Below are 16309 nucleotides of genomic sequence, written 5' to 3'. Positions count from 1 at the left end.
GCGGCTTCGGGCTGTGCGGGTGCTCCGGGTGGTCGGGCTTGTGCGGCTGCCCAGGCATAGCGCTCCTTTCATCCGGCGCCGTGATCGGCGACGTCTTGACCGTGTCACAGGCCTCCGACAGTTCCGGCGCACTGCGCCGCTGCCACGGGTCGACCGTCGGCGTCCCTCACGCATGCGTGGCACGTGTCGTTGCCGCCTGGCGCTAGCTTCGCGACCGTCGCGGTCGCCTTGCAAGCCTGGCTGACGGCCGGTGCGGCCGTCAGCGGCGCGAGAAGCCGTCAGCCCGGCACCTCGCCCAGCGCCCGCTGGTCGCCATCGATCACGACGAGCATCGCGGGCGGGGTCAACTGTCGCCGACCGGCGCGGCCGTGAGGGTGGGACAGGTTTCCCTTACCTGGCCGGGGCGAGGATACGGTCGAACACCGCACCGGTGCCCTGGGCCTGCACGTACTTGTCCACGACGTCGACGAGCACGTCCTTCGCCGACCACTGCAGCGGGCGGTACAGCCCCAGCGCCGTGTTGAGCGCCACGTCCCCGACGTAGACCGCGCCGAACACGGCATTGACGGCCTTCTGCCCGCGCAGGCCCCGGGCGGCGGCCATGCCGTACGCCGCACCCCACATGGTTCCGAGCGCGAAGTGGGTGACCCAGTTCAAGCGCCGGCGCCCTTCCGGAGAGCTCGGGTGCACCGGCGTCACCTTCTCGGCGAAGTCGGCGGGGGCGTAGCTGTCGCCGCGCCCGGTGAGCGGCATCTCCACGAGCTTCTGGAAGGCCGTCATGACGACGGTCCCGGCCACTCCCGCGACAACGCCGCGCACGATCATGTCTCCGGTCGACACCTGCCTGCTGCGCATGGTGGGGGCCCGTACCCCGGTGTGACGGCCCGACACAGGGCGCCTGCTCGGTCAATCGCCACGAGACCGATCCAGGGGCTCGACGGGCCTCCACGACCCACCGCCGCTACCGGCGACAACGCGGTCAGCACGCCCGGTGGACGGGCGCGCCGGTTCAGCGGCGGCGCCTGCCCACAGCACTACTTGCGTCCACGTCAGTTGCGTCGGGAGTTGACGTGCGACCTCGGATTGACGCCGCAGCAGGTGGGCCGCTTCCCGTCGCCTGTTCCCCGCTGCTGCGTGAGCGGAGGAGGGCGGCACGGCGCGATCCCGATGGGCAGAGTCGTAGTCGAAGGTGCCCTCGGTCCTGCGCGACTTCAGGGCGTGGGTGAGTGCGTGTACGTCAGATTCGCTGCTCCGCCTCGGCACGGTCTTCCTCCCGGTACTCGAACTCGGCGGGATCGATACCGTGCTCGGTTAGCAGTCGATCGATCTTGGCCTCTACCCGCTCGTCGCCTTCCTTGGACTGGGACGAGCCCCAATAGAAGAACAGGGACAAGCCCGCCGCCTGCCACACCAACTGCAGGAACTCCGACTGCCAGTTCTCGAACGTCGCGGAGAAGAACTGCGGCCAGAACTCCGACCACGAGAACGTCGTCCCGTGTTCGAGGGCGTCGTTGCTGACCTCGGTCACCTGAAAGATGAACTGTCCCAGCCAGGACAGAAGGAACAGCAGGCCGGTGACGATGCCGAATGAGTAGGCCTTGCTGAATCGGGGCCGGTTCTTCGGGCGGGCCATGACTCCTCCTGCGGTCCAGTGGTCGGGGCGACTGGAACGATCCTGGTCAGGTCGTCACCGTGCCGCACCTCGGGAGAAGCGCCGGTGGTGCTGCGCGGGTGGGAACCGAGGGCGTCATCCGGATGTGGCGGGTGACGGTCCGTCCGGTCCCGGCCATCGGAATCAGGCCGGGAAGGCGGCCCCTCCGGCCACCCGGGCTCGGGCAGACGTTGAACTGACCGCTGCCTGCAGAGCTTCTCGCCGGCGCGGGGTGCCGCTGTCGCGGACTCCACCGTCCCGGTGTGCCCTGGAGCAGGGCGGCGAGCTACTCCTCGGTGAAACCGGTCCCGACGCCCACGACCGCCACGGTCCTGCCCTTTGACCCGGCCGAAGCTCCCCGCCGTGCGGAGTTTGCCAACTCGCTTCATGGCCCATGTGCCAAGGACCGACAACACCACTGGAGGTGGGAGATGGCCGAACGCCACGACATCCACGTCGTGCCCCATGACCACGAAGGATGGCTGGTTCGCCGCGAAAACCAGGACGAGCCGATCGGCAACTACGCCACCCAAGCCGAAGCCGAGGAGGCCGGCCGGACGATCGCCAAGGAGGAGAAGGTCGAGCTGTTCGTTCACAGCCACACCGGGCAGATCCGCGACCGGTCGACCTACGGCCACGACCCACGGAACATCCCCGGCTGACCCGAGCCAACAGCCTGCGCCCCACCCGCCTGCGGGAGAGCGGGGCGGTGCAGCAACCCACGCCGGCCAGTTCTCGCACCCGATCCCGACGCCGTCACCGTCCAGGTGTCTGCCGTAGCAGGGAGCGACGCGCACCGAGGCCGCATCAGCCGCCTGCGCCGCCGAGCAGCTGTCATAGCACGTTCCCGCAGGAACGGGCACCGGGGCGGGGGCAAGATCCCGGTGCCGGTGCCGGGGCGCAAACCGGAACATGCGCCGGCGGCGGCTTCGGGGCGGGCGCCGGCTTCGGCGCCGACAACGACGGGGCGGCAAACGACGTCGCCGCGTGCTTCGGCACGTTGGCTACCACCCCGCCGGTCAACGCGGCGTCGCGCCACGCCATCGAGGCTGCTCGGCGGGTGTTTGGCCGTCCTCCGGTCGGGAACTGCCCCGGTATGCGGGTGAGGGACTCGGTCGTCGTGGTCACCGGAGCGTCCAGCGGCATCGGTCGCGCCACGGCGCTGGCCTGCGCCTCGGCGGGCGCCGCCGTTGTGCTGGCGGCCCGGCGTGCCGACGCGCTGGCCGAGGTGGCGCGGGAGTGCGAGGCCGCCGGAGGACAGGCGCTGGCCGTGCCGACCGACGTGACCGACGCCGACGCGGTGCAGGCGCTCGCGCGGCGGGCGGTGGAGCGGTTTGGGCGGATCGACGCCTGGGTCAACTGCGCCGCGGTCACCGCGTTCGCGCCGTTCCTGGAGATCCCACTGGAGGAGTTCCGCCGGATCATCGACGTGGACGTGATGGGATACGTGCACGGCGCCCGCGCGGCCCTGCCGTACCTGCGGGATCAGGGCAAGGGCGTGCTGATCAACGTCTCCTCGGTCGTCGCCGTCGTGCCTCAGCCCTACACCCACGCGTACTCGATGGCGAAGGCGGCGGTGCGGGTGCTTAGCGCCAGCCTGCGGCAGGAGCTGCGGCTCGACGGCGCGAAGGGCGTCAAGGTGTGCACGGTGATGCCGCCGACGATCGACACGCCGTTCTTCGACCACACCGCCAACTACACCGGCCGCAAGGCCAAGGCGATGCCGCCGGTGTACTCGGCCGAACGGGTGGCGCGCACCATCGTCGACCTCATCCGGGTCCCCCGCCGCGAGGTGATGGTCGGGCCGATGGCCCGCAACCTGCTGATGCAGTCCAAGTTCGCACCGGGGCTCGCTGAACGGATGATGGGGTCGCAGGTCGACAAGATGCACCTGTACCGGACCAAACCCGCACCGGCCACGTCGGGCAACCTGTTCGAGCCCGCGCCGGGCACCGGCTCGGTGTCCGGGGGCTGGCACGGCCGGCGCCAGACCGCGCTGCGCCGCGTCGCGTCGACCGCTGCCCTCCTCACCGGTGGCATGGTGGCGGCACGCCGATGGGGCCGCTGACCCGCTGGGACACCCACGAGTTCACGGCCGCGGCCGGAACCCGTGTCCACGCCGCGCTGCTCGGCCCGCGTGACGCGCCGACCGTGGTGTGCGTGCACGGGCTGGGCTGCTCGCACCGCTACTTCCTGCCGCTGGCCCGGGCGCTACGCCGCGACGCCCGGGTAGTCGCCCCGGACCTGCCCGGATTCGGCCGCACCCGCGGGCCGTCCCGGGCGCTGGACGTGCGCGGGCAGTCGCGAGCGCTGGCCGACTGGCTGCGGGCCACCGCCCGCGGAGGCGCGGTGCTGGTCGCCAACTCGACCGGCTGCCAGACCGCCGTCGACCTCGCCGTCCACTCCCCGGAGCTGCTCGGCCCCCTGGTCCTCGTGGGCCCCACCGTCGACCGCCGCGCCCGCACGCTCCCGCAGCAGGTGGGCCGGCTGCTGGCGGACACGCCGTGGGAGCGGCCCACCCTCGGCCCGGTCCTGCTGCGCGACTGGGCGGCCTGCGGCGCGAGGCGCTACGCCGCCACGTTCGCCTACTTGCTCAGCGATCCGATCGAGCGCAAGCTGCCGCACGTGCCGGTGCCTACCGTCGTCGTCCGCGGCGCCCGTGACCCCGTCGTGCCGCGAGAGTGGGCCGAGGAGGTGACCCGGCGCTTGTCCGCCGGCCGCCTCGAAGAGGTGCCCGGCGTCGGGCACACCGTCAACTGGTCAGCACCCGAACGACTCGCGCGGATCGTGCGGCCGCTGCTGGCCGGGGAGCCGGCATGAGCGCCCGGTTGCGGGCGGCTCGCTACCTGGTGGACTTCGACTCCGGAGTCAACGCCGCCCGCGCGGTGGGCCGGTACCTGCGCGGTAAGGACCACCGCGGCATGTCGGTGGGACCCAGCTCCCGGCTGCTGGCCGACCTCACGTCGTCGCTGCCGACGCGGGTGCGCCGCGGCACCTTCTCCGCCATGGGCGTGCAGCAAGGGATCCCCCTGGACCGCGCCCGGCGGATCAGCGCCGACGACATCGCCGACTGGGTCACCGCCCAGTACCCCGGCGGCCCCTACCCGGTGGTCATGATCGGCTCAGCCAGCGGCGCCGCCGTCCACCTCGCCGCCGCGCTGCGTGCGCCGTACCTGCCGCAGACGACGCTGGCCGCGGTCCGCGAGCTCGGCACCCATCCGGACGATCCACGCGCCGCGATGGAGGCGCTCGCGCCCACGGCCCAGCTGGTCGCGCAGCGCAACCCGGAGGTCGCCGTGCACCACATGCACGACCCGGCGCAGGACCGGCCGATGCTCGAGGGGATGGCCTACCTGCGGCTCAAACGCCGCCTCCTGGGTCGAACCTGGGAGCGGTTCCTGGAGGAACGCCTGGCGCCGGGCGGCACCATCGTGCTCGTCGAGTGCACCCGCACCTGGCGCACCCGCCAGGTCGGCGAGCGGGCGTACTTCCAGTTCGGCTGCCTGGGCGGGGTGTCGGAGGAGGAGTACCACGACAGCGGCCCCCGGATCGCCGACTATTTGGCCCGGGAGCGCTCGCCCTGGCGCCGGTGGGAGCCGCCCGAGACGGATGCGCGGCGGCCGGAAGCCGAGTGGGGCTTCGATCCGGCTCTGCGCCCGGACCTGGAGCGGCTGGCCGAGCGGTGCGGCTACCAGTTGCGGCGGCTCGTGGTCGAGGAACCGCAGGACCTCAGCGACTTCGTCGCCGACCTGCACCGCTGGTGGTACCGCCGCCGCGGTCTGCCGACGGAGCGGCTGCTCCCTCAGTCCTACGTCCAGTGGGACCCGCTGTGGGCCCAGCGGCTCGGTGCCGTGCCCTTCTGGCTCCGGTTCAACATGCAACCCTCCTTCGAGGACCTGCAGCGCTACCTGCACCACGCCGACCCCTACGACGAGATTTACGTGAACCTGTTCTCCCAGGGGCTGTGGTCACCCGGAGTCGTCCCGGTGCACCACTGGCGCGAGCTGGCCGCATCGGCCGCACGCGTCCGGGGCCAGGTCATCGGCGTCGACGAGGACGCCTATCCCCTCGACGCCGGCAGCACCATGCGCTATCAACCCGCCTTCGCCGCACTCCCGCCCCGGCATCCGCTGCCCGCGCCGCTGGACGTGGCCGAGATCGACCGCTTCCTCCAGAGCACCACCGCGTCCTACCGGCTCACCTGGTCGGGCCCTGCATCAGCCTGACCGGACGGCCCGTCCGGTCAGGCAGCGATACGTCGCCTCCATGCGGTCGACGAGGTGGGCGTACAGAGGCAGATGGGGCTCCGCGTCGTCGGTCGGGATGTTGACCTGCACGCGGACACGCTCGCGCCCGTCCGTAGCGATCGTTGTTCCCTTCAGCGAATGTGGCGCCGGCCCGGATCCCACGTCAGCCGCGACCGGGGCGCAGCCGCACCCGCGAGGTCCGGCAAGTTGCACATACCGGCGCCGTCAGCGGCCGGCCCCCTTCGGCCGACACGCAGGACGCCTACGTCGAACTGGCCGAGGAGCTACGTATCACCGAGGCATTCCCGACTCGGGTAGGCTCGGCGCACCGCCGACGCCGCCCTCGCCAGCGCCCAACAGGACATCGACCGACTCACCGCCGACATCGCCGAAGCCCGCGCCTGGGCCCGGCTGCTCGTCGACACCTTCGGCGTCCCGGCCCTCACCCGCCTCGGCTCACCCACAGGTCGACCTCGAGCTCGCCGAACATCGCGCCAGCCGGTCTATGACCGCCCCCCTCCTGTGGCCGCTTCCGCGTCGGGGAGGTGGCCACAGCTGGGGTCAGCGGCCCTCGGGCGCTGCGCTCAGCCAGGTGCAGACGGCGTGCCCCGGCGCGGGGCCCGTCGGGCTCGCGTGTACCGCTCCCGGCGTCGCCCGCCGGCCGGTTCCTCTTCGGGGTGCAGCCCGCCGCCGTGCCATTCCCCGGTGCTCAGCCAGAGCTCGTAGTGGAACAGCCACTCGCTGATGCACGGCACAACCGTGTCGGCGATCAGGTGCCGGCCGCTGACGAACTCGTCGTAAAAGAAGCACAGCTCATCGCCGGGGAACACGTGCGGCAGCGGCTCCCGGGGCGGCGCTTCAGCGGCGGGTCGCCGACCGTCACCCGCGGCCGCTGCGCCTGGTCGTAGGAGAGGCGGACGGCGCGGCGCACGCTCAGTGGGCTCGGCTGGAGCTTCACGCACCAGGTCAGCCGGCGGATTGAACGAGCGGGCGCGGCACGTCGGGGTAGCGGGCGCACAACGCCCACGCTTGCTGCGCGACGGTGATCGGCCTACGCCGGCGTGGAGTCACCGAAGAACCTGTGATCCCGCACCGGCCGCCCGGCGCCGGCGGTCAGCAGTCCCCCCGTGGCCAGCCGCAGACCACCGGCCTCCCGCAGCCGGCGAGACTGCTCCCCGATCACGCCGATCGCCTTGGTGACGGGGTCGGCGCCGAAGGCCTGCTTCAGCCGTTCGTGGACCGCCGGCGCGCCGCCGCGCTCGCCCAGCGCACTTTCCAGGTCGCGGGCGATCCGCTCGTACCAGCCGATGAACTTGCGTCGCCGCTGCGGGTACTCGTTCCACTTGTCGGCGGAGTTCTCCCCCGCGCACACCGGGTTCTCCACCCAGTACCGGCCGCTGCGCCGTTCGAACATGACCGTCGCCAGAACGAGGCCGAGGAAGCCGAGCGGTAGCGGGGTGGCCAGCGGCCTCAGCACCATCCGGGTGGCCACCGGACCTGCATGGCCGTCAGTCGTCAACTGGCCAGAACCTGCGGGGAGGTCACCTTGAGGTGCGAGTTGGCCCACCGTGTTTGACGCAGCGACTGCGGGTGGCACCGTTCGGCCAGGTCCAGCAGCTCCTTCTCCTTGGCACCCTGTGCGCCCTGGGCCAGCAGCTCCCAGTCCACCGACGTGCCGGCAGCCTCCCGGTACAGGTGCCGCAGATCCGCGAGCAGCAGCAGCCCCGGTGCCGAGCGTCGTCCCATGAGCTCCGACGCTCGCTGCCGGACCGCCGCCAGCGGGCCGGGGTCCTCCGAGGCCTCCGGGTCGAGATCGAGTCCGAAGTCGCGGCCGATGGCGGCGAGGTCGGCCACGTGCTGCCTGGACCACTTGGCCATGTCGCGGCACACGTAGAAGACCTCGTGGTCGGTCTTGTGCCGGTCTGACATCGACATCAGCACGGTGACCAGGTGGTTCTCGGAGCGGTGCAGCTCCTCGATCGCCATGTCGAGTTTCATGCCTGGCCTCCCACGAGCTCCTGGGCGCGGGCGGCGTCGCCGCCCGAAGTCGGCGGGACGCCGGTCCCGACCGGCGCGGAGCCGGTGTTTGTCGGCGCGGGTGCCGGGACACCGTCGCCGGAGGCCACCCGCTCCACCCGCGCCGCCGCGGTCTTGAAGATCGGTTGCTTGGACACTGGGTCCCAGTCGGTCAGGGTCAGTTCGTTGGCCGCCCGTCCGTTGCCCTTCACGGGTTCGTGCCCGGAGTCGGTGTCCCAGTACCCGTAGTGGAACGGGAGGAAGAGGACGCCCGGACGGATGCCGCTGATCCGTAGTCGGCCCTGGACGCGGCCGCGCGGTGTGCTGACCTCCAGCAGGTCGCCCTCGGTGAAGCCGCGGTCGGCGGCGTCGCCGGCGGCCATCTCCACCCAGACCTCGGGTGCGGCCTTGTTGAGCTGCGGGGCCCGGCCGGTCTTCGTCCGGGTGTGGAAGTGGTACAGCGTTCGGCCGGTGATCAGCTGGAACGGGAACTCCTGATCGGGCAGTTCGTGCGGGGGCAGGTACTCGGCCGCCTTCAGCACTGCCCGGCCGGTCGGGTTCATCGCCTTGTACTCGGTCTCCTCGACCGGCGCGCCGGTGACCATGTCGCGGCGTAGCTCTCGCAGTACTCCGGCTGCGCCCAGAACTGCCCATCGGCGTAGATGCGCTCCGTGCCGTCGGGGTGCTCGTCGTTGCACGGCCATTGGATGCCGCTGCCGCCGCGGAGCTTGTCGTAGGACAGGCCCGTGTAGTCGCACGGCCGCCCCCGGCTGCACTCCTTCCACCCCTCGAAGGCGCCCTCGGCGTCGGACCACTTCACCAAGGGCGCGCCGTCCTTGTCCTTCAGGCCCAGTCGGTGCGCGAAGTCGATGAGGATGTCGAGGTCCGACCTCGCATCACCGGGAGGTTCCACGGCCTTCTCCGACAGGTGGACCGTCCGGTCGACGTTGGTGAAGGTGCCGGTCTTCTCTTCCCACGTGGCAGCCGGCAGGACGACGTCGGCCAGCTGCGCGGTCTCGGACAGGAAGATGTCCTGGACGACGAGGAACAGCCGCTCCTGGGCCAGGATCGCGCGGATCCGCTCGAGCTCTGGCAGGGAGACGGCGGGGTTGGTCGCCGTCACGTACATGAACCGGATCGAGCCCTCCTCTGCGTACCGGAACATCTGCATGGCATGCGTCGGCGGCGAGTAGTGCGGAATCTCCATCGGGTCGACGTTCCAGACCCGAGCCAGGTCCTGGATATGGCTGTCATTGGACCAGTTGCGGAACGCCGGCAGGTCGCCGTCAGCGCCGCACTCGCGGGTGTTCTCGGCGGTGGGCTGGCCGTTCATCTGCAGGATGCCGCAGCCGGGCTTGCCGAGCAGGCCCCGGATCAGGTTGATGTTGTTCACCTGGACGGCGGCCGCCGTGGCCTGATGCGACTGGTAGAACCCCTGCAGCACGGTGGAGAGCAACCGCTGCGCAGAACCGAGGATCCGGGCCGCCTCCCGGATCTGCTGGGCCGGCACATCGCACACCTCAGCGGCCAGCTCGGGGGTGTACGCCTTCACCTGCTTCTCGAGTTCGTCGAAGCCCACGGTGTGCGCGTCGATGTACTCGCGGTCGATCCAGCCGTTGCCGATGATCTCGTGCAGCAGCGCGTTCATCAGCATCACGTTGGTGCCCGGACGAGGGGCGAAGTGGACCGTCGCCGCCTTCGCCACCGGGGTGAGCCGCGGATCGACGCAGATGACCTGCGGCGGATTGGGCCCGGCGAGCCGGTCCAGGATGCGGGTCCACAGGACTGTCTGGGTCTCGGCCATGTTGTGCCCGTAGACGGCGATGACGTCGGCGGAGTCGATGTCGGTGTAGCTGCCGGGCTGACCGTCGCAGGCGAACGTCTCTTTCAAAGCGGCGGCGGCGGTGGCGGTGCACAGCCGGGTATTGCCGTCCACGTGGTTGGTGCCGATGCCGCCGTGGGCGATGAGCCCGAGGGTGTAGTACTCCTCGAGGAACAGCTGGCCGGTCGTGTAGAAGCTGATCGCGCTGGGCCCCTGCTCCTCCAACAGCTCCTTGCACCGGCCGGCGACGGCGTCCATCGCGGTGTCCCAGTCGGTCTCCACCAGCTCGCCGTTCCGCCGGATCAGCGGTCTGGTCAGCCGGTCCGGGGAGTTGTTGGCCTGCCACCCGAACAGGTCCTTGGGGCCCAGCCGGCCGTGGTTCACCCGGTCGACCGCGCGGCCCCGGACGCCGACGATGCGGTCGTTCTTCACCGCGATGTCCAGCCCGTCGCCGTTGCTGTGCAGGATCGTGGCCGACTGCACCCAGCGGTCGACGTCGGCCTCGGTGAGCCCGTCGGCCAGGTAGGAGTCGACCCGCGTGGGCCAGCTCTCCCCCGGTCCGTACGGCGTTCGGGAACCCCACGGCTCCGCGATGCGATCGACCTTCACCACTGATCCTCCTTCGCGCCGTCGTCCGGGCTCGCCGCTCCGGCCTGCCCGCGCCGTCCGTGCACGAGGGCATCCACCTGCGCCTACAGCCTGTGGCACCGAGCCCGGATATTCGACCCGGGGACACATCGCGACCCCGCGCCATCGGCGGAGCCGTTCGCCTGGGCGTAGGCGGCCCGAGGATTCAGTGACCATCAGCCAGCCTCACACCCCGAACACGGCAGACGGGCCCGCAAGCCGAAGCGGACATGCGCCTCGATGTCCACACCGTTGATTGCTCCCTCCGGGGTCCGGATATGGATGAGCAGCTCTGGGTAGGTGGCGCGGACGGAGCACAGCAGAGGGAGGTCATGTGGCTGATATCGCGTATGTCTCGGAGGTTCGCGTCGAGCGCCTCGGCGGCCCGCTCCGCGCGGCATACCTGCCGGGCGAGGAGAACCCGACCGTCTATGGCATGCACGGGGCCATCGCAGAGCACTACGGGGTGGAACCAGGGAACGCCCCTGCCCACGCAAGCACGATCGACCACCTGGTCGGTGCCACTCTCGGTTAGCTCACCGGGACGTTCGCCGGAGCGCTAGCTGCCCGGCGGATCGACCCCACCGGTCTGGTGGGGCATGCCCGCGGTGAAGTGGAACTGGAAGGCAAAGTCCTGGTGGTCAAGCGCATCCACGTGACCTACACGGGCTTGACCATCGCCCACGCGGATGCCGAGAAGGTTCAGCGAGTGCTGGCCTTCCACGCCGACGGCTGTCCCGTCGCGCGGAGTCTGAAGGGCGCCATCACCATCACCACGCAGCTCAGCTGAGCAAGACGGGCTCCGGTGGAGCCGGCGGGCACAGGCCCCGACAGGCGCAAAAGTGATCCTGCCAGCACGATGACCGGCCGGCACATGATCGTGAGGAGCACTTGTGAGCAACCCACCTTCGGTACTCGTCTTCGACGTCAACGAGACGCTGTCCGACCTGCAACCGATGGCGCAACGGTTCACCGACGTCGGGGCGCCCGGTCACCTCTCGACGTTGTGGTTCGCCATGGTGCTGCGCGACGGCTTCGCCCTTACCGCCGCCGGTTCTCAGCAGCCCTTCGCGGAACTGGGTGCAGGAGCACTGCGCACCGTGCTGACCGGCCTCGACCTGGACCGTGACCTCGAGACAGCCGTCGCGCACGTGATGCAGGGCTTCAGCGAACTCGGTGTGCACGACGACGTCCCAGATGGCGCGAGAGGTCTACGAGACGCTGGTCTGCGCCTGGTCACTTTGAGCAACGGATCGAGTCAGGTGGCCGAGCAGCTCCTCACCCGGGCCGGCATCCGGGACTCCTTCCAACATCTGCTCTCCGTGGAAGACGCCGGGGCGTGGAAGCCTGCGCGAACCGCGTACGAGTACGCAGCCGGCGCCTGTGGCACCCCGCTCGATGCCATGACCTTGGTGGCCGTTCATCCCTGGGACATCGACGGCGCCGCACGCGCCGGCATGAGCACCGTCTGGATCAATCGCACCGGCGCCTCGTATCCCGACTACTTCACTCCCCCGACGCACACGGTCTCCGCGCTCACAGACCTCGCCGGCCGACTCGCCTGATGCAGCCGCGCGGACAGACCTCCGGGCGTCCTCGCGACTGGCGGGACGCTTCGACCCGTCGGCCGTGAAATCGAACAGAGCAACGAGGAAGATTCCGAGGTGGATCAGCGGCGTGGGCGGGAGCCCGTCGTACAGCTCTTCGCCGATCGCCTCGCCGGCCTCGGCGATGTCGGGCAGCAGGTGGAGAAAGACGGAGGCGACGACAAGCCCGTCGGCGACGGAGCCGGTGGCCGCTCCGGCACGAGAGGCAGTTCTCGGAACCCGGGCACGGCCAATGGCAGCGCCCCCGACAGCACCCGAGGACGAGCGCGCCAACGACGCTCGGCCCGGTGGTCGATTCGGAATCCACGCACTTCCCAGCTGCCCTGGAATAGCGCCGGCGGCACCGCTGCCCAGCACCTCCGCGCACGCAGCGCCCTTGCCCGATGTACGTCGACGCCGTCCGTGCCGAAAGAGCTGAACGATGGCGCGAGGCGGCGGTGACTCACCCGGTACCCGTCCAGGCATGCCGTCGCTTCCCCTGGCGTGGCCACCATGCATGGCTTGTTCGGCGACCTCGTATGAGGTCCGGCATGCTGGCCGGGTTGCGGCCGCGACCACCAGAGGCGGCAGCGCGCCACGAGGAGGATGCATGCCGAAGCGGCTGGACCAAGGAGTACATCCTGAGTAGTACTCGGGGTCCGTCGAGCGAGCAGATCCGCGCGTCCCTGTGGTTCTGGCCCACGATCGCGGCACTCGGCAGTCTCGCCGTGACGGTGGGTCTTCTCATGGTCCGACCCGAACCCACCAGTACGTTCGCCGAATGGGTGTGGCCCACGGACCCCTCGACGGCGGCCTCGCTGCTTCAGTCGGTCGCGACCGCTTCCATGGCGGCGCTCAGCCTCACCCTGTCGCTGACCGTGGTGGCCCTGCAGTTGGCGTCGCAGCAGTTCTCGCCGCGGTTGCTGCGCTCCTTCGCCAGGGACGGAATCGTCCAAAGCACTGTCGCTGTGCTGCTCTCGGCGTTCGTCGCCTCGCTCGTGACGCTGCGTGGGCTTGACCCCGAGCGCCCGTTGCCCGGTCTGGCCGTCCTCCTCTGCAGCCTGCTCGGGCTGGCCGCAGGAAGCATGCTCATCGTCTTCATGGCGCACATCGTCGGGCGGCTGCGGGTGGACAACATGATGGCCGCCGTGCACCACGACGCCAGGTCCACGATGTCAGACGCATACGAGCCCTACGGGGAGGGTCCGGAGTTCCCGCACGAGGACCTGCCCGGTCCCGAGGGCGGAGTGCTGATCCCCGCCTGGCGTAGCGGATTCGTGCGGACGGTGGCACCCGAACCGCTCCGCGACGCGGCCCGCCGGCACGGGGTCTTCCTCTGGCTGGGCGTGCGTCCGGGCGATTCCGTCGTGGTAGGCAGCCCTATCGCCAGTGCATTCGTGGGTGACGGGTCCGACGTGCCAGTGGATGCACTGGTCCGCGACCTGACAGAGGTGGTCGCTCTCGGATTCGAGCGCACCGAGGAGCAGGATGTCGCCTTTCCCCTGCGCGAGCTGATCGACATTGCGATCAAGGCCATCTCCCCCGCTGTCAACGATCCCACCACAGCCGCCGAGGCGCTGGGGTACTGCGCCGACCTGCTCGTCCGTCTGACTGGCCGACGACTCGGTCCCCAGGTGCTTCAGGACGACGACGGGACTCCCCGTGCCGTGCTGCCCGACCGCGACCTGCGCTACTACCTGGACCTCACGTGCGCGCAGGTCCGGAGGTTCGGCCGGAACGAGCCTGCGGTCCTGACCGCCGTCCTGCGAATGCTCCGGGATGTGGCAGTGGCATGCCGGGATGACGAGCAACGCCAGGACGTGATGGAGCAGACGGAGCTCGTGCTCGCCGAGATGTCGGACAGCCTGCTGGAGAACGACAAGAATGCCGTCCGCGACATGGCCAGGCGCGTCCACTCGGCTCTCTCCGGGGACACCGATGACGCATTCCGGGACCGCGCAGGGCAGACCCGTTCCATCTGATGACGGGTCGGCGAGATTCCTTCCTTTCGCGGCAGAGTCGCCGCTTTTCGTCGGCCCGAACAGTGACTCTCGCGGCCTGATTGGCGGCCAGTGCAGTCATGCAACGACGTCCATGCGCTGGCGACGCGAAAGCGGCTCTGCCCTGCTGTTCACGGTCAGCGATACACGGCGTGAGCCCCACTGGCGAGAACCGCCAGCGCGGCCGATACGGCGTCCTGCCGATCCTGGGGGAACCCGAGCGTGATCCGAGAGAGGCGGACAAGAACCGACGTACCGCACGCAGACACCGTGGCTGCTCCCCGCCGGACGAAGATCGTTGGCGTTCCGGTGACGATCCGCACCTCCAGCGCGCAAGGCAGCTGCAGCAGTAGTCACACTGCAGCCGTGGACCGACTCGAAGCTGGAGACGACGGAGCACGCGACGCCTCATACCGGACGCACGAGCACCGAGACCGGAGCTGTACTTGGTGGCGACGGGTCCGGCGGGGCGCTCTGACGAGCGGATCAAGGGAGGCCGCTGGTGCACTGCCACGCCGCGGTCCGGTGACGCCACCTCACCGCTCTGCCCTGCCGCGCTGACCAGACCCGAGCGCCTACGACTCAATGTCGCGCCCGGCCAGATCCAGCTCCGACGACCGTTGTCCGGTCGGCGCAGTTCCGCTAACTTCGACGACGGGTCAAGACTGCGGCCCGTGTCGCCCCCAGCAGACAGCACGTTCCGGCCGCGGGCACTCCGCGTCCGTCGCGTCCCTCATGAGCGCCAAGGTGATCGTGTGTCTGTTTCCCCGACTTCCTCTGCCACACGTTCCGGTGGCCCGGGATTCGAAGTCCGTGTTGACCTTCTCCACGGTCGTCTGGACCTGGCTGGCTATCTCGATCGCCGCACTACCCATCTGGTCCACGACGCCGTCTCCACGTTGCTGCAGAGCAACCGGAACCACTGGACAGTCGACGTCGCTGAGCTCACCGTTGGTGACCACGCTGGCGTCCGTGCGCTGGGCGGGGCCTACCGTCGCGCCGTAGGGCACGGCCGCCGGGTGACGCTGCTGGGCGCGTCTCCCGTGCTGCGGCGCGCGCTGCAGCGGCTGGACGTCGATGAGCGTGGCTCCCAGGCGTCCGAGGCGTTGTCTGCCTGATCCGTCCCTGACCGGCCAGCAGGTTGCCCGTGACCCCGGCGGCCTGTCGGTCTCGATTCACACCGCGTCAATGAGAGCGGCTACGCCCCGGGGTCTCACCACGCGGCACTGGCAGTGACGGGCGTTGCTGCAACGCGCCCGACGACGCGAAGTCGATCCGCGCCCAGACGGACTTGCGGTCTCCCCGGACGGTCCACCCGTGAGCCGCGCACAATCGGGCGACGAGGTAGAGGCCCAGCCCTCCCTTGCTGGCGTCCCGGCCCACCGCCGGCTGAGGCGGCCGGTCGGCCGCTGCGTCGCTGACTTCGAGCAACCAACCCGTACCGGTCGTCGTGACAGCCACTCGTACAGGCTGTTGTCCGTGCCGCAGTCCGTTGGACGCGAGCTCCTCGTACGCCAGCAGAAGTCGGTCGATGTCGTCGTCGTTGGCGCCTTCGGGCCGGGCACCGTCACTGAGAACGGCGCGCAAGCCGACGCGCAGCGCCGTGAGTTCCCCCGGCGTGACCGGTTCCCCCTGCCACACCGTGAACACGTCCGGACCTGGCTCCGGCATCGACCGGCGGCCCCAAAGCGTGTCAGCCATGTGCCTCATTCCGGTGTACCGAACGGCGGTCCAGCCGCGGACGCCCCGGGCCGGGGAGGGTCCGCGTGTCGCGTGAACCCATCGGAGCCGCACGGTCTCCGCGTCGCACGGGAAGAGTACTTGCGATGGCGGTCGGGTGTTTCAACTATGCAGAGTCCGCCCCGCCGACTTCGCCGGGTGAGTCTTCCCTTCCGATAGGTTGACTTCTGTCCTTGCGATCCTCCGTCGCGTCGACGGGGTGTTCACGGGCTTGCATGTCGGCACGATGGCCACCGCCCTAGTCGCCCGCCTTGAGCAACCCAAGCGCGCCCGGGAAGGGCTGCGACTCTGCGCTGGTCCTCAGCGGGGCATCTCCACCGGTGCTGATCCCCGCGGCCGGCGAGGTCGAAGTGCTCGGCAGCACCCAAGAACGCCTGCTCGGAGCAGACGCGAGCAGCCCACGCTCCAACCACGAGCTCCTTCTGCACCCGAACGACACAGTGGTCTTCTACACCGACGGCATCGTGGATGCATGGAGCACCGGCATCGACGAGGGGATTGCCCGCCTTACCGGTGCCCTGGGCAAGATGCGGAACCTGCGCCTCGAGGACCTTTGCGACCAGATGCTAGGTCGGATCGTGGGCGGCAGCACCGACGACGACATCGCCATCCTGGCCGTC

Annotated in this window: 16 protein-coding genes and 1 pseudogene; 9 read left to right on the top strand and 8 right to left on the bottom strand. The window is 70.1% G+C overall.

The features are described 5' to 3' along the window. Window positions 1-390 precede the first annotated feature (390 nt). Both IN07_RS19675 and IN07_RS19670 read right to left on the bottom strand, forming a co-directional pair. On the bottom strand, window positions 391-855 hold the full coding sequence (locus IN07_RS19675) for a hypothetical protein (RefSeq protein ID WP_036339326.1): 465 nt from the start codon (window positions 853-855) through the stop codon (window positions 391-393). A 382-nt stretch (window positions 856-1237) separates the two neighbouring features. Then, entirely contained in the window at window positions 1238-1633 is a 396-nt protein-coding gene (locus IN07_RS19670) for a DUF6766 family protein (RefSeq protein WP_052091533.1), read from the bottom strand. 449 nt (window positions 1634-2082) lie between these two features. Between IN07_RS19670 and IN07_RS19665 the strand changes: the two genes are divergently transcribed. From IN07_RS19665 to IN07_RS19650, 4 genes are all read left to right on the top strand, one after another. After that, entirely contained in the window at window positions 2083-2313 is a 231-nt protein-coding gene (locus IN07_RS19665) for a DUF2188 domain-containing protein (protein WP_036339270.1), read from the top strand. A gap of 434 nt (window positions 2314-2747) precedes the next feature. Then, window positions 2748-3719, top strand: a complete 972-nt coding sequence (locus IN07_RS19660) for an SDR family oxidoreductase (protein WP_036339267.1) — start codon at window positions 2748-2750, stop codon at window positions 3717-3719. After that, entirely contained in the window at window positions 3707-4471 is a 765-nt protein-coding gene (locus tag IN07_RS19655; RefSeq protein WP_036339264.1) for an alpha/beta fold hydrolase, read from the top strand. The genes IN07_RS19660 and IN07_RS19655 overlap by 13 nt, the downstream gene beginning before the upstream one ends. Then, window positions 4468-5877, top strand: coding sequence for a hypothetical protein (locus tag IN07_RS19650; protein WP_052091532.1), 1410 nt, complete (start codon window positions 4468-4470; stop codon window positions 5875-5877). Before IN07_RS19655 ends, IN07_RS19650 begins: the two co-directional genes overlap by 4 nt. 605 nt (window positions 5878-6482) lie before the next feature. Here IN07_RS19650 and IN07_RS19645 read toward each other — a convergent pair. The 5 genes from IN07_RS19645 to IN07_RS19630 form a co-directional block, all read right to left on the bottom strand. Next, window positions 6483-6728, bottom strand: coding sequence for a hypothetical protein (locus tag IN07_RS19645; protein WP_036339261.1), 246 nt, complete (start codon window positions 6726-6728; stop codon window positions 6483-6485). Between the two features lie 221 nt (window positions 6729-6949). Next, window positions 6950-7390: a hypothetical protein gene (locus IN07_RS19640; RefSeq protein WP_052091531.1), complete on the bottom strand. Its 441-nt coding sequence runs from the start codon at window positions 7388-7390 to the stop codon at window positions 6950-6952. A gap of 23 nt (window positions 7391-7413) precedes the next feature. Beyond that, entirely contained in the window at window positions 7414-7896 is a 483-nt protein-coding gene (locus IN07_RS19635; RefSeq protein WP_036339258.1) for a hypothetical protein, read from the bottom strand. Next, window positions 7893-8519 (bottom strand): molybdopterin oxidoreductase family protein, encoded by a 627-nt coding sequence (locus tag IN07_RS25950; RefSeq protein ID WP_197058571.1) that lies wholly within the window; start codon window positions 8517-8519, stop codon window positions 7893-7895. The genes IN07_RS19635 and IN07_RS25950 overlap by 4 nt, the downstream gene beginning before the upstream one ends. Then, a complete protein-coding gene (locus tag IN07_RS19630) occupies window positions 8474-10345 on the bottom strand; it encodes a molybdopterin-dependent oxidoreductase (RefSeq protein ID WP_197058570.1) in 1872 nt (623 codons plus the stop codon). The genes IN07_RS25950 and IN07_RS19630 overlap by 46 nt, the downstream gene beginning before the upstream one ends. Before the next feature lie 574 nt (window positions 10346-10919). Here IN07_RS19630 and IN07_RS24905 point away from each other — a divergent pair. The 4 genes and pseudogenes from IN07_RS24905 to IN07_RS25945 all read left to right on the top strand — a co-directional run. Further along, window positions 10920-11153: pseudogene (locus IN07_RS24905) on the top strand (OsmC family protein); the annotation flags it as partial. Window positions 11154-11256: 103 nt separating this feature from the next. Next, entirely contained in the window at window positions 11257-11928 is a 672-nt protein-coding gene (locus tag IN07_RS19620; protein ID WP_036339252.1) for a haloacid dehalogenase type II, read from the top strand. Window positions 11929-12500: 572 nt separating this feature from the next. Further along, window positions 12501-13931 carry a DUF2254 domain-containing protein gene (locus tag IN07_RS19615; RefSeq protein WP_036339249.1) on the top strand — a complete coding sequence of 477 codons (1431 nt, stop codon included), beginning with the start codon at window positions 12501-12503 and terminating at the stop codon, window positions 13929-13931. A 773-nt stretch (window positions 13932-14704) separates the two neighbouring features. Then, window positions 14705-15067, top strand: coding sequence for an STAS domain-containing protein (locus IN07_RS25945; RefSeq protein WP_197058569.1), 363 nt, complete (start codon window positions 14705-14707; stop codon window positions 15065-15067). Window positions 15068-15134: 67 nt separating this feature from the next. On the opposite strand, the gene IN07_RS19605 is transcribed toward IN07_RS25945, so the two are convergent. Beyond that, window positions 15135-15650, bottom strand: coding sequence for an ATP-binding protein (locus IN07_RS19605; RefSeq protein WP_064972461.1), 516 nt, complete (start codon window positions 15648-15650; stop codon window positions 15135-15137). Between the two features lie 359 nt (window positions 15651-16009). Between IN07_RS19605 and IN07_RS19600 the strand changes: the two genes are divergently transcribed. Continuing rightward, the coding region (locus IN07_RS19600; RefSeq protein WP_036339244.1) for a SpoIIE family protein phosphatase at window positions 16010-16309 on the top strand (300 nt) is incomplete at its 3' end.

The sequence above is a fragment of the Modestobacter caceresii genome, assembly GCF_000761485.1.
Lineage (GTDB): Bacteria > Actinomycetota > Actinomycetes > Mycobacteriales > Geodermatophilaceae > Modestobacter > Modestobacter caceresii.
Note: the sequence above shows the minus strand (reverse complement) of the source record. Positions and strands in the feature narration are given on the sequence as shown.